The organism is Streptomyces spongiae (assembly GCF_009377185.1).
GTDB lineage: Bacteria > Actinomycetota > Actinomycetes > Streptomycetales > Streptomycetaceae > Streptomyces > Streptomyces spongiae.
Genome location: NZ_VJZC01000079.1, coordinates 1 through 21,452, shown reverse-complemented (window position 1 = coordinate 21,452; position 21,452 = coordinate 1). Strand labels below are relative to the sequence as shown.

General features: G+C 71.6%; 21 protein-coding genes and 1 tRNA gene. 14 read left to right on the top strand and 8 right to left on the bottom strand.

The features are described from left to right. The first annotated feature begins 1 nt into the window (after position 1). The 5 genes from FNH08_RS14495 to FNH08_RS14475 all read left to right on the top strand — a co-directional run bounded on the left by FNH08_RS14495 (position 2) and on the right by FNH08_RS14475 (position 4,346). Entirely contained in the window at positions 2–1,216 is a 1,215-nt protein-coding gene (locus FNH08_RS14495; RefSeq protein WP_322724484.1) for a glycosyltransferase, read from the top strand. A gap of 2 nt (positions 1,217–1,218) precedes the next feature. Next, positions 1,219–2,097 (top strand): RNase adapter RapZ, encoded by an 879-nt coding sequence (rapZ, locus tag FNH08_RS14490; protein WP_152771885.1) that lies wholly within the window; start codon positions 1,219–1,221, stop codon positions 2,095–2,097. Next, the gene (locus FNH08_RS14485) at positions 2,094–2,996 is read left to right on the top strand and encodes a gluconeogenesis factor YvcK family protein (RefSeq protein WP_194238483.1); all 903 of its coding nucleotides are present in this window, start codon (positions 2,094–2,096) and stop codon (positions 2,994–2,996) included. Before rapZ ends, FNH08_RS14485 begins: the two co-directional genes overlap by 4 nt. A 90-nt stretch (positions 2,997–3,086) precedes the next feature. Continuing rightward, positions 3,087–3,863: a glycosyltransferase family A protein gene (locus tag FNH08_RS14480; RefSeq protein WP_152771883.1), complete on the top strand. Its 777-nt coding sequence runs from the start codon at positions 3,087–3,089 to the stop codon at positions 3,861–3,863. A gap of 48 nt (positions 3,864–3,911) precedes the next feature. After that, the gene (locus tag FNH08_RS14475; protein ID WP_152771882.1) at positions 3,912–4,346 is read left to right on the top strand and encodes a peptidase inhibitor family I36 protein; all 435 of its coding nucleotides are present in this window, start codon (positions 3,912–3,914) and stop codon (positions 4,344–4,346) included. A 32-nt stretch (positions 4,347–4,378) separates the two neighbouring features. On the opposite strand, the gene FNH08_RS14470 is transcribed toward FNH08_RS14475, so the two are convergent. The 5 genes from FNH08_RS14470 to FNH08_RS14450 form a co-directional block, all read right to left on the bottom strand. Further along, positions 4,379–5,263 (bottom strand): carbohydrate ABC transporter permease, encoded by an 885-nt coding sequence (locus FNH08_RS14470; protein ID WP_152771881.1) that lies wholly within the window; start codon positions 5,261–5,263, stop codon positions 4,379–4,381. Continuing rightward, positions 5,260–6,240 carry a carbohydrate ABC transporter permease gene (locus FNH08_RS14465; RefSeq protein WP_152771880.1) on the bottom strand — a complete coding sequence of 327 codons (981 nt, stop codon included), beginning with the start codon at positions 6,238–6,240 and terminating at the stop codon, positions 5,260–5,262. The genes FNH08_RS14470 and FNH08_RS14465 overlap by 4 nt, the downstream gene beginning before the upstream one ends. Next, positions 6,240–7,553 (bottom strand): ABC transporter substrate-binding protein, encoded by a 1,314-nt coding sequence (locus FNH08_RS14460; protein ID WP_152771879.1) that lies wholly within the window; start codon positions 7,551–7,553, stop codon positions 6,240–6,242. The genes FNH08_RS14465 and FNH08_RS14460 overlap by 1 nt, the downstream gene beginning before the upstream one ends. 408 nt (positions 7,554–7,961) lie before the next feature. Further along, positions 7,962–9,341 (bottom strand): HAMP domain-containing sensor histidine kinase, encoded by a 1,380-nt coding sequence (locus tag FNH08_RS14455; RefSeq protein WP_152771878.1) that lies wholly within the window; start codon positions 9,339–9,341, stop codon positions 7,962–7,964. After that, complete coding sequence (locus FNH08_RS14450) at positions 9,338–10,042, bottom strand: response regulator transcription factor (RefSeq protein ID WP_152771877.1); 705 nt, start codon at positions 10,040–10,042, stop codon at positions 9,338–9,340. Before FNH08_RS14450 ends, FNH08_RS14455 begins: the two co-directional genes overlap by 4 nt. 132 nt (positions 10,043–10,174) lie before the next feature. On the opposite strand from FNH08_RS14450, the gene FNH08_RS14445 reads away from it, so the two are divergent. After that, positions 10,175–10,723 (top strand): hypothetical protein, encoded by a 549-nt coding sequence (locus tag FNH08_RS14445; protein ID WP_152771876.1) that lies wholly within the window; start codon positions 10,175–10,177, stop codon positions 10,721–10,723. Positions 10,724–10,750: 27 nt separating this feature from the next. On the opposite strand, the gene FNH08_RS14440 is transcribed toward FNH08_RS14445, so the two are convergent. Further along, entirely contained in the window at positions 10,751–11,620 is an 870-nt protein-coding gene (locus FNH08_RS14440) for a spermidine synthase (protein WP_152771875.1), read from the bottom strand. A gap of 45 nt (positions 11,621–11,665) precedes the next feature. Next, a complete protein-coding gene (locus FNH08_RS14435; protein ID WP_152771874.1) occupies positions 11,666–12,034 on the bottom strand; it encodes a hypothetical protein in 369 nt (122 codons plus the stop codon). A gap of 303 nt (positions 12,035–12,337) precedes the next feature. Between FNH08_RS14435 and FNH08_RS14430 the strand changes: the two genes are divergently transcribed. Further along, entirely contained in the window at positions 12,338–13,771 is a 1,434-nt protein-coding gene (locus FNH08_RS14430) for a hypothetical protein (RefSeq protein WP_152771873.1), read from the top strand. 43 nt (positions 13,772–13,814) lie between these two features. Here FNH08_RS14430 and FNH08_RS14425 read toward each other — a convergent pair whose 3' ends face one another. Continuing rightward, a complete protein-coding gene (locus FNH08_RS14425) occupies positions 13,815–14,411 on the bottom strand; it encodes a histidine phosphatase family protein (RefSeq protein WP_152771872.1) in 597 nt (198 codons plus the stop codon). A gap of 261 nt (positions 14,412–14,672) precedes the next feature. On the opposite strand from FNH08_RS14425, the gene FNH08_RS14420 reads away from it, so the two are divergent. From FNH08_RS14420 to FNH08_RS14390, 7 genes are all read left to right on the top strand, one after another. After that, positions 14,673–15,662 carry a phosphatase PAP2 family protein gene (locus FNH08_RS14420; protein WP_152771871.1) on the top strand — a complete coding sequence of 330 codons (990 nt, stop codon included), beginning with the start codon at positions 14,673–14,675 and terminating at the stop codon, positions 15,660–15,662. Beyond that, positions 15,613–16,752 carry a hypothetical protein gene (locus FNH08_RS14415; protein ID WP_322724487.1) on the top strand — a complete coding sequence of 380 codons (1,140 nt, stop codon included), beginning with the start codon at positions 15,613–15,615 and terminating at the stop codon, positions 16,750–16,752. Before FNH08_RS14420 ends, FNH08_RS14415 begins: the two co-directional genes overlap by 50 nt. Before the next feature lie 178 nt (positions 16,753–16,930). Continuing rightward, on the top strand, positions 16,931–18,541 hold the full coding sequence (locus FNH08_RS14410; RefSeq protein ID WP_152771870.1) for a hypothetical protein: 1,611 nt from the start codon (positions 16,931–16,933) through the stop codon (positions 18,539–18,541). Further along, positions 18,538–19,902, top strand: coding sequence for an AAA domain-containing protein (locus tag FNH08_RS14405; protein ID WP_322724482.1), 1,365 nt, complete (start codon positions 18,538–18,540; stop codon positions 19,900–19,902). The genes FNH08_RS14410 and FNH08_RS14405 overlap by 4 nt, the downstream gene beginning before the upstream one ends. Before the next feature lie 112 nt (positions 19,903–20,014). After that, positions 20,015–20,377: a hypothetical protein gene (locus FNH08_RS14400; RefSeq protein ID WP_152771869.1), complete on the top strand. Its 363-nt coding sequence runs from the start codon at positions 20,015–20,017 to the stop codon at positions 20,375–20,377. A 236-nt stretch (positions 20,378–20,613) separates the two neighbouring features. Then, positions 20,614–21,243 (top strand): bifunctional DNA primase/polymerase, encoded by a 630-nt coding sequence (locus FNH08_RS14395; protein WP_322724481.1) that lies wholly within the window; start codon positions 20,614–20,616, stop codon positions 21,241–21,243. Then, positions 21,234–21,307 (top strand) — tRNA-Lys (locus tag FNH08_RS14390). The genes FNH08_RS14395 and FNH08_RS14390 overlap by 10 nt, the downstream gene beginning before the upstream one ends. Positions 21,308–21,452: the final 145 nt, after the last annotated feature.

Below are 21,452 nucleotides of genomic sequence, written 5' to 3'. Positions count from 1 at the left end.
CGTGGCTCAGCTCCGTCCCAGTGACCCGGAGGTCCTGGCGACCGCCGTCGTCGACAGCGTCGTCGTCGCCTCCGACCCCGACGCCCGCCGCTCCGGCCTCTTCTACTGGGAGATGGCCCGCCCGTGGACCGAAGCGGTCGTCGCCGCGGTCAGGAAGGCGGAGGACTCCGAGATCCGTTCCCTCGGCGAACGCCTCGCCGACGACCCGGGCACTCCCGACCACTACCACCGGCTGCGTGCCGCCCTCGTCGAACAGGCCGCCCTGCCCTCCACCGCTCCCCTGTTCGACGCCGCGTGGGAAGCGGAGTGCAACTCACGCATCGGCTTCCACCTCGGCGGGCGGCACACGCGCGACGCCGAGCCGGTCTCCGTCGAGGAACTGCGCGCCCTCCCGCCCGGCCCCGCGCTGCCCGCCGGAGCCGATCCCGAGGTGCTGATCGTCGTGCCGTTCCGGGACCGTGACACCGGCGGTGCCCGGCTGCGCAATCTGCTGGCCTGTCTGCTCGCCCTGCGCGACCAGTCGTTCCCCCGCGACCGGTACCAGGTCACCGTCGTCGAGTCCGACGACTCCCCGCGCTGGCGCGAGGTGATCACGCCGTTCACCGACCACTACCTGTTCGCCCCCAAGGCCGGGATGTTCAACAAGTCCTGGGCGGTCAACGCGGGCGTGGTGAACACCCCCGGCCGTAACGAGGTGGTGTGCATCCTCGACGCCGACGTACTCGCCGACCGGGACTTCGTCGCCCGCAACGCCGAGCGCTTCCGGTCCCCCGGCGTCGGCGGCCATATGACGTACCGGAAGATGAGCTGCCTGGACGGCCCCACCACCGCCTGGGCCATCCGTGAGCGGGTCCAGCGCCGCGGCGCCGAGGCCGGGGCGGACCAGCTGCGCGCCTTCCAGCTGCGCCGCCCGCCGGGCTGCTGTCTGTGGGTGCGCACCGGGACCTTCCACCGCATCGGCGGCATGGACGAGCGGTACGAGGGGTGGGGCGGCGAGGACAACGACTTCGTCTACCGCTTCGACATCGCCGCCCCCTTCTTCAACCACGACGACTGGATGCTGCACATGCAGCACCCGCCGGCGTCGCTCCTCAGGGACGACGGCGAGCTCGTCAACGCCCACATCCCGCCCCTCAGCTGGCAACCCGAGGCGCCCATCGGACAGCTGGACCGCTTCGCCTCCGAACCCGCCACCGAGCCCACCGCAGGGAGCTGACCATGCCGCCCTCTCCCGGGTCCAAGACCGAGGTCGTCGTCATCACCGGCCTGTCCGGGGCCGGACGGAGCCTCGCCGCCGACCACCTGGAGGACCTCGGCTGGTTCGCCATCGACAACCTGCCACCCAAGCTGGCGCCCAAGGTCGTCGAACTGGCCCAGGCCCCGAAGTCGTCCATCACCCGGGTGGCTCTGGCCGTCGGTACCGGGCACTACCAGGACGAAGTGCTGCCCATGCTGGCCTGGCTGCGGTCGTCCGGGGCCCAGGTGCGCGTGCTGTTCCTGGAAGCGGCCACCGACGTCCTCGTACGGCGCTTCGACCACACCCGTCGCCGCCACCCCCTGGCCGACGGCGACGACCAGCATCTGGTCTCCGCCATCGGCCAGGAGCGCGAACTGCTCGCACCGGTGCGCAACGAGGCCGACGTGGTGCTCGACACGAGCGCCCTGAACGTCCATGAGCTGCGACGAAGACTCGGCACACTCTTCGCGGACACGCGGACCGGCCCGGGCGTGCAGATGACCGTGCTGTCCTTCGGCTACAAGCACGGCCTGCCGCTCGACGCCGACATCGTCTTCGACTGCCGGTTCCTGCCCAACCCGCACTACGTCGAGGAGCTGCGCCCGCTGACCGGGCTTCATCCGCCGGTCAGCGAGTACGTCCTCGCCCAGCCCACCGCCCAGTCGTTCCTCCAGGACGCCGAGCGGATGCTGGGCCGGCTGCTGCCCGCCTACATCGACGAGGGCAGGGCCTACCTGACCGTCGCCCTCGGATGCACCGGCGGTCAGCACCGCTCGGTGGCCATGGCCGAGCAGTTGGCGGTCGTGCTGCGGACTCTCGGCGTCACCCCCGGCGTCCTCCACCGGGACGTCCACAAGTGAGCGCCCGGGCGGACCACCCCCGTGTCGTGGCCATGGGCGGCGGACGCGGGCTCACCGCCACGCTCCGGGCCGCCCGCCGGTACGCCGCCCACACCACCGCCATCGTCGCCACCGCCGACGACAGCGGCTCCACCGGACGGCTGCGCAGCGCGATGAGCATCCCCGCCCCCGGCGACCTGCGCCGTTGTCTGGCCGCGCTCGCGGGTGCCGAGGACGAACCGCTGGGCCAGGCGCTGGAGTACCGCTTCAGTGGCACCGACGTGGAGGGCCACGCCCTGGGCAACCTGCTGCTGGCCGGGCTCACCGCCGTCACGGGCGACTTCCTGGCCGCCACCGACAGCGCGGCGGCGCTGCTGGGCCTGGACCCGGCCCGGGGCCGGGTCGTCCCCGCGACGGTGGAACCGGTCGACCTGAGTGCCGTCACGTCGGACGGCACCCGGGTGACCGGCCAGTACGCCATATCGAAGACGGCGGGCATCCGCCGCGTCGAGCTCAGCCCTCCCGGGGTCAAACCACCCGACGGCCTCGCCCGCGCGATCGAGGACGCGGACCAGGTGGTGCTGGGTCCGGGTTCGGTCTACACGTCCATCCTCGCGGCCGCTCTCATCGACGATCTCCACGCCGCCCTCGCCTCGACCCGCGGCCGGCTCGTCTACGTCTGCAACCTGGAGCCCGAGGTGGCCGAGACCCAGGGGTACGACGTCGCCGCGCACGTCGACGCGCTGCGTGCCCACGGTGTCGAACCCGATGTGGTGCTGGTGCACGACGGCGGTCCGCTGCCGATCGGAGACGTCGACGTCCCGGTCGTCCGCGCCGACCTCGTCCGCTCCGATCCCCTGTACGGCACGGCTCACGACAGCGCGAAGCTGGCCGCCGCGCTCACGGCGGTCCTCACGTGACTCCTCACGTCCTCAACGTCGCTCCCGTTCCCGCGTAGCTCACGTCCTCACCTGGCTCCCGTTCTCGCGTAGCTCCCGGAGGTATCCGACATGGCGTTCTTCACCCTGGCCTGTGCCTTCCACGACACCGAGCGGCTCATCGACAAGACACTGCCGCTGGCGATCCGTTCCCTCACCCAGCCCACCCGCCACGACTTCGAGGTGGTACTGGTCGCGGAGCGGTCGTCCGACGAGGCCGCCGCCCGGCTGCTGCCCCGGCTGGCCGAACTCGGCGTGGACGAGCTGCGGTTCCGCCGCACCCACCGCCACGCCTTCTCCGGCGCCCCGTCGAACAACTTCCACGGCAACCACTTCACGACCACCAGCCCCTACCTGATCACGTTCACCGACGACACGTTCATCCACAAGACGGACGAGGACTTCGACGTACTGGACGCCACCGCGCGGATCTTCGAGCAGAACCCGGAGGTCGCCCTCATCAGCAAGGTGGACGACCACGAGGAGTGGGACTGGCCGCTCTCGGACGTCGGACCGGAGATCGAGCCGGGGGTCCGTTCCGTCAACCGGGTGGTGGACCAGCTCATCGCCTACGACACCGCCCGCTTCTTCCCCGTCGCGAAACGGCTCGGCGCCTTCCACCGGGACACCTTCGTCAGCCACGAGGGATTCGAGTACCAGTGGGAGAACCTGGCCAGCCACGTCGGGACCTCCGGCGACCGCAAGATCGCCTACCCGGAACGGTGGCCGCTGCGGGTCCGCCACAGCGACCTGCGCAATCAGCCGGGCTCCATGCACGGCACCCAGGACGAGGACGTGAAGCTCAAGTGCTTCGAACGGCTGTGGGAGAGCCAGGGACTCACCAAGTGAGGCCACCTTTCTCCGAGACGCATCGACTGAAGGAGCTGTAGTCAGGCCGTGTTACAGAAGAAGACCGATTCCGCAGGCCCCGCCGTCACCCGCCCCCGACGGGCATGGCCCCTGCTCGTCGGCGCCGCGCTGACGACGCCGCTCGTTCTCCTGGCCGGTCCGGCCACCGCTGACTCTTCCGAGGCACGCGTGACGAGCGCCGCGGAGTGCCCCTCCAGCGGCTCCTTGTGTCTCTACGCGGGCACGACCTTCACCGGCGAGCGGTTCGCGGTCAGCTCGTCCGGCCCGGGTGGTGTCTGTGTCAGCTTGGTGGACCACGGCTGGGGCGGCCGCGCCCAGTCGGCGATCAACACCCACAGCGGTCATGCGGCCATGTTCGCCAACGACGACTGCCGCGGCGAGCCCTACCCGGTGCCTGGCAACTCCAGCCTGGGCAGCTTCGGTTCCTTCACCCCCAAGAGCGTGTGGGTGCCCGCCGGCTAGGAGGCTCGGACCGGCGAAGCGGTGTGCGGGCGTCAGCCCTTGTTGGCGCCCAGGGTCAGACCGCTGACGAACTGGCGCTGGAGCAGGAAGTAGACGATCAGGGTCGGGATGGCGGTCAGGAGGGCGCCTGCGGCGACGAGGTTGGGGTCGGTGAAGTACTGGCCGGAGAGGTTGTTCAGGGCCGAGGTGATCGGCATGTTCTCGCCGGTGGAGATCAGCACGATGGCCCAGAAGAAGTCGTTGTAGATCCAGATGGACAGCAGGGTCGCCAGGGCCGCCATCGCGGGCTTGCACAGCGGCAGCACGATCTGCCAGTACTGCCGCCACACCGAGGCGCCGTCGACGAGGGCGGCCTCGGTGAGCTCGTGCGGGAGCATCCGCATGTAGTTGCTCAGCACGAAGGCGCAGAAGCCGGACTGGAACGCCATGTGGATCAACACGAGTCCGAGCGCGGAGTCGTACAGCTTGCCGCTCATCGTGATGCCGGGCAGGTCGATGAGCAGGTAGAGGCGGTACAGGGGGGTGATGATGACCTGCTGCGGGAGCAGGTTGCCGGCCGTGAAGACCAGCAGCAGGAAGATGTTGAGCCGGAAGTCGAAGCGGCTGACATAGAAGGCGACCATCGAGGCCAGCAGCAGCGTCAGCAGCACGGCCGGGACCGCGATGATCAGCGTGTTGCCGAAGTAGTGCAGCATGTCCGACTGCTGGTACGCGTTGGTGAAGTTGTCGAAGGTCAGCTTGTCCGGCCAGGAGACATAGCCCTTGTTGCTGGTCTCCGCGTACGGGCGCAGGGCCGCGAAGATCGCCCAGAGCAGCGGGGCGAGCCAGGCCAGCGCGGTGCCGGCCAGGAAGACGTGCAGCAGGATCCGGGCGGGGCGGACCGGGGTGCGCTTTTTCACCATGAGGGCTGTGCTCATGCGCGCCGCTCCTTCCGGAAGGTCGCGATCAGGTACGGGATGATGACCGCGAGGGAGATGACCAGCAGGACGACGGCGATCGCGGAGCCGTATCCGATGCGGCTGGACTCGCCGATGATGTTGTTGGTGATCAGGATCGACAGCAGTTCGGTGCCCTGGGCGCCCTTGTTGAAGACGAAGACCAGGTCGAAGGCGCGCAGGGCCTCGATGATGGTGACGACCAGGACGACCGTGTTGGTGGGCCGCAGGGTGGGGAAGATGACGTTCTTGAACGTCTGCCACTCGTTGGCGCCGTCGAGTGCGGACGCCTCCCTGAGCGAGGGGTCGACGCCCTTCAGGCCGGCCAGGTAGAGGATCATCATGTAGCCGGTGTGCCGCCAGGACGCGGCGACCAGGACGGCCCACAGGTTGAGGTCCGGGTTGCCGATCCAGTCGATGTAGTGGCCGGGTTTGTTGGCGCCGATGAGGCTGTTGATCAGGCCGGTGTCGGGGTTGTAGACGAGCTGCCAGACGAAACCGGTGACCGCCAGCGACACCACGACCGGCAGGAAGAACGCGGTCTGGTAGACGCGGCTGAAGCGGATCCGCTTGTCCAGCTGCACAGCCAGGAACAGGCCCATCGGCGTGGGGATCAGGATGAGCACGACGAACCAGATGACGTTGTGCTCGACGGCGGGCCAGAACTGCGGGTTGTCGGTGAACAACTGACGGAAGTTGTCCAGGCCGACCCACTTGATCGAGTCGAAGCCGATGCCGTCCCAGGTGGTGAAGGCCAGGGCGATCGAGGCGAGGGCGGTGACCCAGACGAGGGCCACGTGCAGGACCGTGGGCACGCCCGCCATGAAGGCGAGCGTGACGCGGTCGCGGCGGGTCAGCAGGCGCCTGTGCCCCTGCGGGACCCGCTTCTTCTCACGCGAGGCGCCCGGGGGCGGCACGGCGGCCGCCTCCGGGCTCTTGCTGGTCGTCTCGGAGGTCATCAGGAGGCGAAGATCGTCTTCTTCTGGCGCTCGATCGAGGACAGCAGGCTGTCGACGCCCTTGGGGTTCTGGAGGAACTTCTGCAGACCGGGCTGCATCACGGTGGAGGTGAAGTCCGGCCGCGAGTCGCGGTCCATGAACTGGGTGAGGCTCTTGGCGCCGCCGATCATCTCGAACGCCTTCTTCTGCAGCGCCGAGTACGCGGAAGTGGAGGCCTTGTTGGAGGCGGCCACCACGCTCGGGTCGCCCTTGAGGTAGAGCTCCTCGGCCGCCGGGCTGCCCAGGTACTCCAGCAGCTTCACCACCCCGTCGTGGTTCTTCGGGGACTTGCTGACCATGAAGCCGTCGGTGGGCGCCTCGACGGTGTCCTGGCCGTACGCGGAGTTGATCTCCGGGAAGGCGAAGAAGTCGAGGTCGTCGAGGTCGGCCTTGTTGGTGAACTGCTGCGCCACGAAGGAGCCCAGCAGGTACATGCCGGCCTTCTTCGACACCAGGGTCTGGGCGGCGTCCTGCCAGGTGCGGCCCATGAAGCCGTCCTGGTGGTAGGGCAGCAGCTCCGACCAGTGGTCGAAGACGGCCTTGACCTTGGCGTCCGTCCAGGATGCCTTGCCCGCCATCAGCTGGACGTGGAAGTCGTAGCCGTTGAGGCGGAAGTTGATCTGGTCGAAGGTGCCCATCGCCGGCCAGGCGTCCTTGTCGCCGAAGGCGATCGGGACCAGGCCGTCCTTCTTCATCTGCTTGCACAGGGCGACCAGCTCGTCCCAGGTGGTGGGCACCTCGTAGCCGTGCTGCTGGAAGACGCTCTTGCGGTAGAAGATCGCCCACGGGTACGTGGTCAGCGGCACGAAGTAGTACTTGCCGTCCGCGCCCTTGCTGAGCTTCTTCATCGCCTCGGGGAAGTTGCCCCCGATCTTCTCCCACACGTCGTCGATCGGGCTGGCGAGGCCCTTGGACGCGAAGAACTGCATGCGGTAACCGGCGAACCAGTTGAACACGTCGTCCGGCGTGCCCTGCAGATAGGAGTTGATCTGCTCCTGGAAGGTGTTGTGGTCCTTGGTGTTCACCTTCACGGTGATCCCGGACTGCTTCTGGAAGGCCGTGTAGACGCTCGCGAACGCCTTCTTCGGCACCGCGTCCGACGCGTTGGAGCCGAGGGTGACGGTCTTCGTGTCGGAGGCGGACGATCCGCTGCCGCCACAGGCCGACAGCAGGGGTATGCCCGCGCCGAGGGCGGCGGCACCGCCGACACCGCGCAGCAGGGTGCGACGGCTGGGACCCGGGACGGAGAGACCAGAGGGGGTGAGGTCGTGCATGAACGGCTCCTGGGGCAGGGTTCGGCCAGGGAGGGTCATTGAGACTGATCGAAAACGACCAGAAATCAACTTGACCGAACAGCGTGGGCGCCATAACAGCCGTATGTCCGGTCATGCGTCAAGAGCCGAAGATGTCGTTTGTCGAAACGTAACCGACGCACTCAGGAGACCCCTCACTCCCGCTCGGCGTCCGCCCGAGGGCCGCCCGGGTGCCACCCGGGGCTACTCTCCGCGGATTCCGGCTGGAGTTCCGCGGCTGGAAACAGCCTTGTCGATCACCTGGGAGTGGCCGAAATAACACGCATCGGGCCCTGAGCCTTCGGGCCCCCGGGCCTCGGGCCGTCGGGTTGAGGGCCTGGAGGACCGAGCTGGACCGAGCTGGACCGAGCTGGACCGAGCTGGACCGAGCTAGACCAATCTGAAGATCCCGCGGCGTCGCATCGCCCCGCGGTGCCCTCGGCCCAGCGGCGTCCGAGCGCCCCCGTCCAGCTGGATCCAGATCCGCACCTCGGTCCCGCCCAGCACCGACGAACCGATCCGCACGTCACCGCCCGTCGACTCGGCGAGCCGCCGCACGATGTCCAGGCCGAGCCCGGTCGAGCCGTCGCTTCCGGAGCCGCGCCCGCGCGCCATCGCCGCCTCCGGGTCCGGTATCCCGGGGCCCGCGTCGGACACCAGCACGATCACCGCGTCCTCGCCGTTGTGCACGTCGACCGCGAAGGCCGTGCCCTCGGGCGTGTGCCGGAAGACGTTGCCGAGCAGGGCGTCGAGCGCGGCGGCCAGGTCGGCGCGGGCCACGGGTATGCGGACGGGGCGCTCCACTCCCGCGACCCGTACCTTCCGCCCCTCGTCCTCCGCGAGCGCCGACCAGAACGCCATGCGCTCACGGACGACCTCCGCCGCGTCGCACCCGGCGCCGGGACCGGGAGCCGCCGTCTGCGGCTTGGCCTCCCGCGCCGTACGGATGATCGTGTCGACCTCGCGCTCCAGCTGCTCGACGGCGGCCCTGGTCTGCTCGGCCGCCGGGCCGTCGCCCAGTGAGGCCGCGTTCAGCCGCAGCACGGTCAGCGGTGTCCGCAGCCGGTGGGACAGGTCGGCCGCCAGCTCCCGCTCGTTCGCCAGCAGCTGGACCACCTGGTCGGCCATCGAGTTGAACGCCGTCGCCGCCAGCCGCAGCTCCTTCGGCCCCTCCTCGGGGACCCGCGCCCCGAGCTTCCCCTCCCCCAGTTCGTGCGCGCTCTCGACCAGGCGCTGTGCGGGCTTGACCATGCGGACGCCGAGCCGGTCGGCCACCGCGACCGAACCGACGATCAGCGCGAGACCCACTCCGGAGAGCACCGCCCACGCCGTGGCCACGCCGTTACCGACCTCGGCCTGAGGGACGTAGACCTCGACGACGGCTATCGCGCCGGAGCCGATCGCGGTGGGCTGGAGCAGGGTGAAGCCGCCGGGCACCTCCGTGGTGGAGGCGCGGCCCAGTCCGCGGACGGTGGCGACGTCCGCGTCGGAGGCGCGCTGCCGGCCGAGGTCGACGGCCTGCTCGCCGTCGCCCGCCGGTATGTGCACGGCCATCCCGTCGTCCGAGCCCGCGGAGGCGACGACGCGCTCCAACTGGTCCCGGTCGGTGGTGATGGACAGCGCGGGCGCGACCGCGGCGGCCTCCCGCTCGGCGTTCGAGAACGCCCGGTCGCGCGCCAGCTCTCTGATGACCAGTCCGAGGGGCACGGCGAAGGCGACGACGACCATCGCGGTCACCGCCACGCACACCTTGACCAGTGCCCACCTCATGGCAACCGCTCCGCCCCCGGTGGCTCCAGCTTCACACCGACCCCGCGCAGGGTGTGCAGATAGCGCGGCTTGGCCGCCGTCTCGCCCAACTTCCGCCGCAGCCACGACAGATGGACGTCGATGGTCTGGTCGTCCCCGTACGACAGCTGCCACACCTCGGCCAGCAGCTCCTTGCGGGCCACGACCACACCGGGCCGCCCGGCGAGGAACGCGAGGAGGTCGAACTCACGCCGTGTCAGGTCCAGTCGTGCGCCGTCCAGTTCGGCCTCTCGGCGCAGGGGATCGATGGCGAGGCCGCCGACCCGGATCACCGCCGACGGCGGTACGTCGCCGGCGCCCGAGCGGGCCCTGCGCAGGACCGCCGCCATGCGCGCGGACAGGTGCTCGACCGAGAACGGCTTGGTCAGGTAGTCGTCCGCGCCCGCGTTCAGCAGCCGGACGACCTCCGTCTCGTCGTCCCGCGCGGTGGCGACGATGACCGGCACGTCGGTGATCCCGCGCAGCATCTTCAGTGCCTCGGACCCGTCCAGGTCGGGCAGTCCGAGGTCCAGGATCACCAGGTCGAAACGGACATGGGCGACCTCGCGCAGCGCCTCCAGTGCCGTACCGACGCTGCGCACGGTGTGCGAGGCGTCGGTCAGGTGCCGGATCAGCGCCGAGCGTACGAACTGGTCGTCCTCGACCACGAGCACACTTGCCATGCGCCGCACCGTACGCCATACGGACCAGGCCAGTTGGGGCCTGTGGATAACTCCCTGTGGACAACCACGACGCCCACCACAGCGCCCTGCACATGGGGACACCCGTGGGGCTCGTGGGGCAGTATGGCCGCGATGCGCAGAGGACTCGTCCACGTACTGGCCTGGCTGCTCACCACGGGCGCGGCGGTCACGCTGTCGTGGTGGGGTGTCCACTCGGTGATGGCGGGCACCGCGTACGACCCGCCGCGCGCCCTGCCGATCACGGCCGAAGGCGCGCCGGACCGGGACGCGAAGGCACCGGCGCCGGCCTCGACGAGCCCCGAGCCGTCGACGAGCGGTGACGGGAAGCGGCGCACGAACCGCCCGGACACACCGTCACCGACCTCACCATCCCCGACCCCGTCATCGCCTCCGTCACCCTCCAAGAAGCCCGACCCGTCGCCGAGTCCGACCGCCTCCGGCCAGGTCAGGAGCTACGACACGGAGGGCGGCCGCGTCGTCTTCTCGCTCAACAGGACGTACGCGACGCTCGTTTCCGCGACACCGGACTCCGACTGGTCGATGCAGGTCTTCAAGACGGAGGCGTGGATCCGGGTGGAGTTCGCCTCGGGGGCGGACCGGGTGACGGTGTTCTGCACGTGGCACGACAGCGCGCCGCGGGTGGACATCCAGAACTACTGACAGCCGGGCAGACGGGGTGCGGGCCGGCTAGCGGAACACCGAGGGCGGCGGTGCCGGTGACGCCACCGCCGCCGCGTCGGTCACCGGAGCCGCGCCGCCCGTGAAGTCGGTGAGCGTCCTGCCGTGTTCGACGCGGGCGGGGTGCGGGTCGGAAGCGGCGAGGCGGGTGAGTTCGGCGACGGGGAGCGGCCGGTCGGAGCCGACGAGGACGGCGTTGCCGAATCGTTTGCCCCGTAGCACGGCCGCGTCGGCGACCAGCGCGAGCTCGGGGAAGACGGCCGCGGCGGTGGCGATCTGACCGCGCAGGTGGGCGAGCGGAGGACCGTCGGCGAGGTTGGCCGCGTACCAGCCGCCGGGCTTCACGGCCCTGCGGACGTCGGCGAGGAACTCCGTGGACGTCAGGTGCGCCGGAGTCCGTGCCCCGCTGAACACGTCCGTGACGACCAGGTCGGCCCACCCGTCGGGCACCTTGGCCAGTCCTTCGCGAGCGTCGACCGAGCGCACCCGGATCCGGGCTCCAGGGTCCAGCGGCAGTTCACGGCGGACGAGTTGGACGAGCGCCGCGTCACGTTCGACGACCTGCTGGGTGGAGCGCGGGCGCGTGGCGGCGACGTACCGGGCGAGGGTGAAGGCGCCGCCGCCGAGGTGCACGGCGTGCACGGGTCTGCCGGGCGGGGCGGCGAGGTCGATGACGTGGCCGAGGCGGCGCTGGTACTCGAAGGACAGGTACGCGGGGTCGTCGAGGTCGACGTGCGACTGCGGGGCGCCGTCGATCAGCAGGGTCCAGGCGCGCGCCCGGTCCCGGTCGGGCATCAGCTCGGCGAGCCCGCCCTCCACCGTCTCGACGACGGCCTCCACGGCTGCCTGTTCCCGCCGTGCCTTCCGTGACCTGCCCATCCCGCCATTATCGGGTCTTCGGGCAGGTGGCTCAGGTCCGAGGCGCTATCGGCGGTTGTCCGCCGCCTCGATCAGCCGGGCCGCCTCACCCAGGGCCGCGCGCAGGACCGCCGGGTCGGTCGCGAGGTCGGCCTCCCCGGGCGGGAGTAACCAGTCGGAGCCCTCCTCGGGGGCGAGGACCGTGCCCTGGCCGTCGGACTGCGTACACGTGCTGCCGGGCATGTCCCAGGCGTCGGCGGTGCCGGGCGGGACGAGGAAGCCGAGGGTGTCGCAGCTGTCGTCGTGCAGCACCGGGCCCACCGTCGGCGGCACGGGGCCGGTCGCGTCGACGGCGCCGCGGCGGAGGATGTCGACCGCCTCCAGGCCCTGCCGGGTGGGAACGGTCACCAGATCGCAGGTTTCGATGCGTTTCATCCCGGCCTCCACCACGTAAGCCCCTCCTCCAGCGAGCGGGGACTCGGGAGTTCGGGCGGTTCCCGGTCCGCGTGGTCCAACGCGCCAAATCGTCAACGGCTACGGCGGAAGTGCGCCGCAAAGGATGGCAGTTCATGGCGGATCCGGCAGGAGATATCCGGTTTGTAGCCAAACCTCGCGTGGCGACCCCCGCCGGGCTAGTACGTTCGTGCCCCGCCGGACGCGGGGAACCAACCGTGCATCACACGGACAACTCTCCGCGAATCCGGCATGGTTCGACGGTTCGCGAGAGAGGGCCCGCCCATGGCGTCGTCATCGGTGACCTCGTCCCAGTCCCCGCGGCCACCACGGCCGAACGTCGCCTTCCGGAAGCTGCGCGGGCAGCGTTCTCCAGGCGAGTTCGCGGCCGCGGTGCGGCGGGCCGCGCGTGAGATCGGCGAGCGGGTGAGCTGTGACGCGCGGTACGTCGGGCGGGTCGAGTCGGGGGAGATCCGCTGTCCCAACTATGCGTACGAGCGGGTGTTCCTGCACATGTTCCCCGGCCGGACACTGGCCGACCTGGGGTTCGCTCCTCGTTCCGCGGTACGCGGCCGGGGGGCGCGCACCACGGAAGGGGGCTCCCTCCCGCACACCGAGAACCTGTCGTACGCCCCGCATGAGACGGAGGGGGCGTATGAGCCGTATGACACGCAAGAAACAGACCAGAACCACGAGGAGAGCGACGTGCAGCGTCGCGCATTCATGACCGGCGGTACCGCCACTGTGGCGGCCGCCTCAATGGGCCCGTTGACGCTCGGCGGAGCAGCCGCCGCGGCGGGACGGCCCGTGCACCGGGTGGGGACGACCGAGGCGGGGGCGCTGGAGGACGCCGTACGCAGAATCCGCCTGCTCGACGACCGGCACGGGGCGGACGGGCTGTACCGAAGGGCGGCGGCACCGCTGCGGACGGCGTACGCGCTGCTCGACGCGGGGGCGGCCCGGCAGGCCACGACGGACCGGCTGTACGCGGGCGCCGGGGAACTCGCCATCTCGGTGGGGTGGCTCGCACACGACTCGGGCCGCTTCGACGACGCGCGCTCGCACTACGCGGAGGCGCTCGCGACGGCCCGGATGGCGGGGGACCCTGGCCTGGAGGCGCACGCGTTCTGCAACACGGCGTTCCTCGCGCGCGACGCGGGCCGTCCCCGTGAGGCGGTGCGGGCGGCGCAGGCCGCGCAGCGGGTGGCCCGGCCGCTGGGCTCACCGCGGCTGATGTCGCTGCTCGCGCTCAGGGAAGCCGGGGGCTGGGCCGGACTGGCCGACCGCACGGGGTGCGAGCAGGCGCTGGCCCGTGCGCAGGCCCTGTACGAGCGGGGCCCTTCGGACGCCGACCCGGAGTGGATGACCTTCTACGGAGAGGCCGAACTGGAGGGACTGGAGGCGCAGTGCTGGTCCACGCTGGGTGACTGGCCGCGCGCGGCCCGGCACGCCCGGCACGCCGCCCGGCTCCAGGACCCCCACTTCACGCGCAACATCGCCCTCTACACGGCCGAACTCGCCGACGACCTCGCGCGCGGGGGGCGTCCCGACGAGGCGGCCGCTGCCGGGATAGACGTCATCGACCTCCTGGACGAGGTCCAGTCCTCCCGCATCCAGACGATGCTGGCGGGCACGGCCAGGGTGCTGCTGCCGCACCGGCGCGCGTCCGGGGTGTCGGCGTTCCTGGAGCGGCACGCGGCGCTGCCACGGATGACGTGAGGTAGCCGTCCCCCTGGAGGGCTGGAAGAGGGCCGGTGGAGGGCTACGCGGGCAGGTGCCCCGTGTCGTTCCACGACTCGATCGCCGGCTCCCCGTAGGCCCAGCCCAGCACCGACAGCGACGTGGGGTTCAGGCGGATACGGGCCGCGAAGCCGATGTCCTGGCCCAGCCAACGGGCGGCTATGGAGCGCAGGATGTGGCCGTGCGCGAAGATCAGGGCGTCACGGTCGGCGGAACGGGCCCAGGCGACCGCCTCGTCCGCGCGCGCGGAGATCTGCTCCAGGGTCTCGCCCTCGGGAACGCCGTCGCGCCACATGAGCCAGCCGGGGCGCACGGCCTGGATCTCGGCCGGGGTCAGGCCCTCGTACGCGCCGTAGTCGCACTCCATGAGTGTGTCCCAGGAGGTGGCCCGGTCGCCGAAGCCGGCGATCTCACAGGTCTCCCGCGCGCGGGAGAGGGGGCTCGTGCGGACCTCGGCCCCGGGGAGGCCGTCCAGGGGCGCCCGGTTCAGACGCTCACCGAGCAGTTTGGCGCCGCGCCGTCCCTCCTCCAGCAGGGGCACGTCCGTCCTCCCGGTGTGCCGTCCGGCCAGGGACCATTCGGTCTGACCGTGCCGGGCCAACAGGATGCGCGGTGCCATGAGGAGCGTGCCTTTCGACGAGCCAAGCGACCCCGGGGACCCGCTTGGAGAAATCAGAGGCGAATCGTTCCATCATCGCGCACGCTTGCACGGGGCAACCCCGTGGGCGATCTCTGCGTCTTCGACAACCGAGGCGCCGGAGTGGTTGCCGAGGACATATGAGGCGCCCCGAGAGGGCACTCGTAAGCACCGTAAAATCGGGCGGGCCACCAGAAGCAGTGGCCGGGGGGCCACATGTTGCAGATGGGGGAGGGCGATCGGATGCCGCAGTCCGATATATCGCGTACCGAGGTGGCATCGCAGGTCCGGCTCCGCTGGTGGACCGAACTGCCGCTGATCGTGCTCGTGTACGCGCTGTACTCGGCGGGCCGGCTCCTCGCCCGCGGCGACGTCTCCACCGCCGTCGACCACGGCCTGGCCATCCTGCGCGTCGAGAAGGCCCTGTGGCTCAACGCGGAACACCCGCTGAACCGTCTCTTCACCCGCGAACCCTGGCTCGGCATACCCGCCGACTTCTGGTACGCGTCCCTGCACTACCTGGTCACACCCGCGATCCTGATATGGCTCTTCAGGTCCCGCAGCCACCTCTACCGCCAGGCCCGCACCTGGCTGATGACGTCCACCCTCATAGGCCTCGTCGGCTTCACCCTCCTCCCGACCTGCCCGCCCCGCCTCCTCTCCCCCGGGCACGGCTTCGTCGACACGATGGCCTACTACAGCTCGTACGGCTGGTGGGGCGGCGAGGCGAGCGCCCCGCGCGGACTGGGCGGCATGACGAACCAGTACGCGGCGATGCCGAGCCTGCACGTCGGCTGGGCCCTGTGGTGCGGGGTGATCCTCTGGCGGTACGGCGGCACGCGCACCGCCCGGGTCGCGGCCGTCGCGTACCCGCTGATCACCACGATCGTCGTGATGGGCACCGCCAACCACTACTTCCTCGACGCGCTGGCGGGCGCCGCCGTGATGGGGGTCGGCCTGCTGCTGACCCCGCTGGTGACGAGGCTCGCGAACCGGATGTGGGCGGGGCTCCGGGAGCGGTTCGAGGGCAGGTTCGGCGAAGCCCTCGGGGCCCGGCTCGCCGGTCGGTTCACCCCCGTCACGGAAGTCTCGCGTGGCGCACGGGCCCCGATTGTCAGTGGCGGATGCCAGACTTCCACGGGTGAGCGAATTCCACGGCAGCGCACGTCCGGAGCCGAGCCGGGTGCCGCCCCCACGGACGCGGGGGACGGCGCTCCGGCACCGGCTCGCTGAGCTGCGCGGACCCGAGGTCCCGCCCAAGGCGCTGGACGCCCGTGCCCTGGCGGCCCTCGCCGCCAACCCCGGCTGCAGACGCCGCGCGCTCCTCGACGGGGCGGGCGTGAACAAGACGGCGCTGGCGAGCGCGCTCGGCTCCCCCTCCGCCTTCGGTATGTCGCAGTTCGCCTTCATGCGGGGCAACGCGTTCGAGGCGCGGGTCAAGGCGGACGGCGGCGCGGAGCTGCTGCGGCTGGTGCACGAGAAGCTGGCCCCCTCCGCCGAGCCACCGGCAGCGGCGGCCGTCCCCGACCTCGCCGCGATCGGCCCCGAGGGACGCGCGGCCCGTACGGCACTGGCGCTGCGCGAGGCGTCCGAGTCCGGCGGCTGGGCGCTCCTCGACCACCCCATGCTCGCGCTCGACGTGGCCGGCTCCCCCGCGTTCCTGGAGCCGGACGCCGTGGTGGTGCACCCCGACGGGACGTGGACGGTCGTCGAGATCAAGTCCTTCCCGATGCTGGACGGTTCCGCGGACCCGGCCAAGGTGGGCGCCGCGGCCCGGCAGTCCGCGGTGTACGTGCTGGCGCTGGAGGAGGTGGCCGCGCGACTCGACCCGGCGCCTGAAGTCCGCCACCGCGTGCTGCTCGTGTGCCCCAAGGACTTCACCAACCTGCCGACGGCCGCCGCGGTCGACGTACGTAAGCAACGGGCGGTCACGCGCAGGCAGTTGACCCGCCTCACCCGCATCGAGGAGATCGCCGACGCCCTCCCCGAGGGCACCTGCTTCGCCCCCGACCTCCCCCGGGAACAGCTGACCGCGGCCGTCGAGTCGCTCCCCGCGACGTACGCCCCCGAGTGCCTCGCGGCCTGCGAGCTGGCCTTCCACTGCCGGACCCGCTCCCGCGAGGAGGGCGCGGTGACGTCCCTGGGCCGGTCGCTCCGGGCCGAGCTGGGCGGCCTGACGACGGCGGACGACGTCCTGGCGGCGGCCCACGGCACGGCGGGCGACCCCGAGGACCCGGCGGTGGCCGCCCTGCGGAGAGCAGCGGAGCTGCGGGCGGAGGCGCTGGGCGCCGCCGCGCGCCGGGAGGGTGGCCCGTGTCACTAACCGCGCAGCTCACTCGGCTGGGGCTTTTCAGGGGCGCGGGGAACTGCGCGACAAGCCACACACGGCCCGCGCCCATCAGACCACCGCTCCGGACCGTCGTGCCGAGCACCATCACGTTGACGGCCATCCGCACGTCGGCCACCATCCGCACGTCGGCGGCCACCCGCCGGGAGGGCACATGTCCCTGATCGCGACTCTCTCCCGGCTGGAAGCCGTCCGCTCCGGCCGTGCCCAGCCCGCCGCCACCGTCCGGCACCGGCATCTGTCCGAGCGCCCGCTCGTCCTCGTGCCGCTCATCACCGCCGGTGAGGCCGGGGCCCCTCTCGGTGCGCTCGTCGGCACGGACCGGGACGCGCCCCGGCTACTCGTGGTGCCACAGCCCCGCGACCGGGACCTGCGGTTCGCGTTCCTCGCCGAGCTCGCGGACATCGTCCTGCCGTACGTGGACGCGTACGGCGACGTCGTGGAGGCGGCCGAGCGCAGCGAGACCGACCCCGAGACCGGCAAGCGCGTCAAGGTCGAGGTCGACCTGTGCACGGACGCCCCGCAGCTGATCCTGCCGAGCCGCACGGGCATCGACTTCGTACGACTGCTCGGGCGGTCCATGCGGTTCAGGCGCACCGCCGAGCAGGAGCCGGAGGCGCCCCATCCGGCACCGCCCCGGGTGCCGCTGCTCGGGCGGTGGCTCACGCACTTCGGGGAGCGGGCGCGCGTGCCCGGCTCCTCGCTCCTCCTCGCCCTCACCGACCTGCTGACGCGGCACTGGGCCACCGGGCAGTCGAGCGTCGAGGACCAGCACCTCGGGGCACTGCTCGCGTGGATCGACCCGCCGGAGGGCGAGACGGGCGACGCGGCGGCGCGGCGGGCCGAGCTCGCGCGGGACGCCGACGGCCAGTTGCTGTGCCCGCCGGCCGGTCCCGCCACCGACCCGGCGTTCGACAACAAACTGCTGGCCCCGGCCATCGAGCGCTACGACCGCGCGCGGGCCGCGCTCGCCGCCGCCGAGGACGGTCTGGAGGCGGACGACCGGCTCGGTGACCTCACCGCCGCCGAGCGGGAGATCCGCGCCCTGGTCGAGAGCCGCACCCGCCCCACCTGGGACGCGGTGTGGCACGGCCTGGACCTGCTGCGGAAGCTGCCCGAGGGTGCCCGTGTCGCCGACCGGTGGACCCGCGACCGCTGGTCGTTCACCGGCCACCGGGACCGGGTCGTCGCCGGCGAGCCCCCGCAGCCGCGCCGCGACGACGCGGTCACCGCGGCGAACAAGCTGGCCACGCGCGAGCGCGAACAGGCCCGTCTCGACGCCCAGGAAGCCCTCGACGACCCGCTCGTGATGGCCGGCCGCCGCCTCGCCGGGGAAGCCTTCGCGGGCGAGGTCACGGACGTGGTGATGGCCTACAGCGAGAGCAAGCGGCCCAGCCCGCGCCCCCTCGTCACGGTCCGTACGGACGACCGGCCGCACCTCGGGGAGCGCACGAAGGTGTACCGCTCGCTCGGCGGAAAACCGCAGGCCGCCGAGTTCGTGGGGTACGACGGGCCCGAGGGCGGCGACCTCCTCGTCCTGCGGATCGTCGACAAGATGGGCCGCGGCAAGGAGCCGGAGGAGGGCTCGGTGCCGGAGAAGGGCGACCCCGTCTGCTTCACGCTCTTCGAGCACGACCAGCGGGGCGGCGCGAAGCTGCCCGACCCGGAGGAGACCCCGTGGACCCACGGCGGCCCGCCGGGCGATCCCGAGGCCGTACCCCTGCCGGAGCAGCCGGATCCGCCGACCGAAGAGGACCTCCTGTGACCGAGCCCGAGACCGCGACCGCGAACGTCGGCTCGGTGTTCGACCCCGGTGCCGCGGCCGGCCGTGCCACCGACGCGATCCTGCGCGACACCCTGCACGGCACGCACCGCGGAGTCGTCGTCGACTCGCCGCCCGGCGCCGGGAAGTCGACCCTGGTCGTGCGCGCCGCGCTCGAACTCGCCTCCGCCGGGCGCCCGTTGATGATCATCGCGCAGACGAACGCCCAGGTCGACGACCTGGTGCTGCGGCTGGCGGAGAAGGACGCCGAGTTGCCGGTCGGCCGGCTGCACAGCAGCGACACCGACCCGTACGACAAGGCGCTCGACGACCTGCCGAACGTCCGCAAGTCGACCAAGGCGGCCGATCTCACCGGCCTCGACGTCGTGATCTCGACGGCCGCCAAATGGGCGCACGTCAAGGGCGTCGAGCCGTGGGGTCACGCCATCGTCGACGAGGCGTACCAGATGCGGTCGGACGCGCTGCTCGCCGTGGCGGGACTGTTCGAGCGGGCGCTGTTCGTGGGCGACCCGGGGCAGCTGGACCCGTTCGCGATCGTGGGCAGCGAGCAGTGGGCGGGGCTGTCGTACGACCCGTCGGCCTCGGCGGTCACGACACTCCTGGCCCACAATCCGCAGCTCCCGCAGCACCGCCTGCCGGTGTCGTGGCGGCTCCCGGCGTCCGCCGCGCCCCTCGTCTCCGACGCCTTCTACCCGTACACGCCCTTCCGCAGCGGCACGGACCACGGCGACCGGGGGCTCACCTTCGCCGTCCCGTCGGACGGTTCGGGTCCCGACCGGGTCATCGACGAGGCCGCCGAGTCGGGCTGGGGCCTGCTGGAGCTCCCCGCGCGGCACACGCCCCGCACCGACCCGGAGGCGGTGCGGGCCGTCGCGCAGGTCGTACGGCGGCTGCTGGACCGGGGCGGCGCGGCGACCTCCGAACGGTCGGACGAGCCCGTACCCCTGACCGCCGACCGGATCGCCGTCGGCACCGCGCACCGGGACCAGGCCGCGGCGGTCCGGTCCGCGCTGGCCGCCCTCGGAGTCACCGACGTGGTCGTGGACACGGCGAACCGGCTGCAGGGGCGCGAGTACGACGTGACGGTGGTCCTGCACCCACTGTCCGGCCGCCCGGACGCGACGGCGTTCCACCTGGAGACGGGACGGCTGTGCGTGCTGGCCTCCCGGCACCGGCACGCGTGCGTCGTGGTCTGCCGGGAGGGGGTTTCGGCGCTCCTGGACGACCATCCGTCGACGGAACCGGTCCAGCTCGGGGTGACGGTGAAGTTCCCGGACGGGTGGGAGGCGAACCACGCGGTGTTGTCGCATCTGGCGGAGCACCGCGTGCCCTTTCGGCCCTGAGAAGCCGGGCCCCTGATGCCCACGGTTCGACGCCCCCTTGCACGGGCGCGAGACAATGGACGGTGGCCCACCCCCAAGGCGGGTCAACGGACACGTACGAGGAGGAGAAGACATGGCGGAGCCCACGCCGCGTCGGAACGAACCGCGGCTACGCCCCGCGCCCCTGCTCTTCGAGCCCGCGGAGGCTGCCGCCGACCCGGAGCACTTCTTCGACCTGGAGTCGATCGACGACCCACGGGCGCTGCTGGCCCGTGCGACGGAGCTGACGCACGCGTTCCGGGCGGCGGCGGACCGGGCGGTGGAGTTCCAGGCGATCGCCGCCGCCCAGCTCGCCGACCCTCGCCGCTTCGACCGGCTGACACCGGCGGACATCGCCGAGCGGGCCGAGTGGACCGAGGACTACGCGAAGAAGATGGTCGAGTTCGGCCGGGACCTGATGCGGGGGCGGGACGGGCAGGGCCCCGAGACGCTCTGAGCCAGGGGCCGAGGGCCTGCTACCTGCTCCGCTGCTCTTGCTCTTGCTCTGCTCTGCCCCCGACGCGAAACCATGACCTGAGGCTACGACCCTGGCATATGCCGGGCGGGAAGATACCCCACATGCGTACCGCCTGTCCCGATTTCCGGTAACCCATCCGAACCGGGTGCTCACCACCGGTAGATCTGGACGGCATGAGCAAGCACACTCATCCGCTTCATCCGCAGAATCGTTCGGTGAGCGCGCGCCCCCACGCCGACGTCGACGCTCCCGGCGGCAGCACCGTCTCGGACATCACCTCGGAGGGGGCGGCCTGGCTTGCCTCGGCAGGAACGTATCCGCGCAGCACGCTCACCCTGTGGGAGGAGCGGCCCACCGCACCGGTCGTCCTGCCCTGCGGCACGGTCTTCGACGTCGTCAGCGTGCCGGCGCTCTTCGGGCGGCGGATGCTGGACCGGCTGTGGGACGAGGGTCCGGGCTCGGGGCCCGTGGCCGCGTACGGCGGCCGCATGCTCCTCTTCGCCTCGCCCGGCACCGCCCAGCGACTGCCCTCGCTCATGGCGTGGGAGGAGTGGGGTTCGCCGGGCAGAACGGGGGCCGTACCGCCGCTGCTGTGCCACGGCGCCGGTGACGCGGTGACCGTTCCGGCCCTGCGCTCCGCGCCCGGTAGCGCTTCCGCCGACCGGGTCGTGAGCCGCTGGCTCGTCGCTCCCGACACCCGCACGCCGTGGCTTCCCGGGCCCGAGGTTCTGCTGTGGGCGGCCGTCCGGGCGGCCCGCTCCGCGGTCTCCGCGGCCGTGCGGATATCGATTTTTCCCCGTGCCGATCAGGGTGCTAAGGTCTACGACGTCAGCAGGCGCCGCTAGCTCAGTTGGTTAGAGCAGCTGACTCTTAATCAGCGGGTCCGGGGTTCGAGTCCCTGGCGGCGCACGTTGTCGATGGCGAGGCATGGTTCGCGGAAACGCGAACCTGTCTCGCCATCGTCGTTTCTGCGCGGGTCCGCCGCGCCGGGTGCCACCGGGGGTTTCCTCGCCCCCGCCGCCCCTACCCGTCCCATCCCTGGGGGCTACGCCCC

Excerpts from the sequence above, each read along its gene's own strand:
- rapZ (WP_152771885.1), top strand. The coding sequence starts at position 1,219 with ATGCCGCCCTCTCCCGGGTCCAAGACCGAGGTCGTCGTCATCACCGGC.
- FNH08_RS14480 (WP_152771883.1), top strand. The coding sequence starts at position 3,087 with ATGGCGTTCTTCACCCTGGCCTGTGCCTTCCACGACACCGAGCGGCTC.
- FNH08_RS14470 (WP_152771881.1), bottom strand. The coding sequence starts at position 5,263 with ATGAGCACAGCCCTCATGGTGAAAAAGCGCACCCCGGTCCGCCCCGCC.
- FNH08_RS14465 (WP_152771880.1), bottom strand. The coding sequence starts at position 6,240 with ATGACCTCCGAGACGACCAGCAAGAGCCCGGAGGCGGCCGCCGTGCCG.
- FNH08_RS14460 (WP_152771879.1), bottom strand. The coding sequence starts at position 7,553 with ATGCACGACCTCACCCCCTCTGGTCTCTCCGTCCCGGGTCCCAGCCGT.
- FNH08_RS14455 (WP_152771878.1), bottom strand. The coding sequence starts at position 9,341 with ATGAGGTGGGCACTGGTCAAGGTGTGCGTGGCGGTGACCGCGATGGTC.
- FNH08_RS14450 (WP_152771877.1), bottom strand. The coding sequence starts at position 10,042 with ATGGCAAGTGTGCTCGTGGTCGAGGACGACCAGTTCGTACGCTCGGCG.
- FNH08_RS14445 (WP_152771876.1), top strand. The coding sequence starts at position 10,175 with ATGCGCAGAGGACTCGTCCACGTACTGGCCTGGCTGCTCACCACGGGC.
- FNH08_RS14440 (WP_152771875.1), bottom strand. The coding sequence starts at position 11,620 with ATGGGCAGGTCACGGAAGGCACGGCGGGAACAGGCAGCCGTGGAGGCC.
- FNH08_RS14435 (WP_152771874.1), bottom strand. The coding sequence starts at position 12,034 with ATGAAACGCATCGAAACCTGCGATCTGGTGACCGTTCCCACCCGGCAG.
- FNH08_RS14430 (WP_152771873.1), top strand. The coding sequence starts at position 12,338 with ATGGCGTCGTCATCGGTGACCTCGTCCCAGTCCCCGCGGCCACCACGG.
- FNH08_RS14425 (WP_152771872.1), bottom strand. The coding sequence starts at position 14,411 with ATGGCACCGCGCATCCTGTTGGCCCGGCACGGTCAGACCGAATGGTCC.
- FNH08_RS14420 (WP_152771871.1), top strand. The coding sequence starts at position 14,673 with ATGCCGCAGTCCGATATATCGCGTACCGAGGTGGCATCGCAGGTCCGG.
- FNH08_RS14410 (WP_152771870.1), top strand. The coding sequence starts at position 16,931 with ATGTCCCTGATCGCGACTCTCTCCCGGCTGGAAGCCGTCCGCTCCGGC.
- FNH08_RS14400 (WP_152771869.1), top strand. The coding sequence starts at position 20,015 with ATGGCGGAGCCCACGCCGCGTCGGAACGAACCGCGGCTACGCCCCGCG.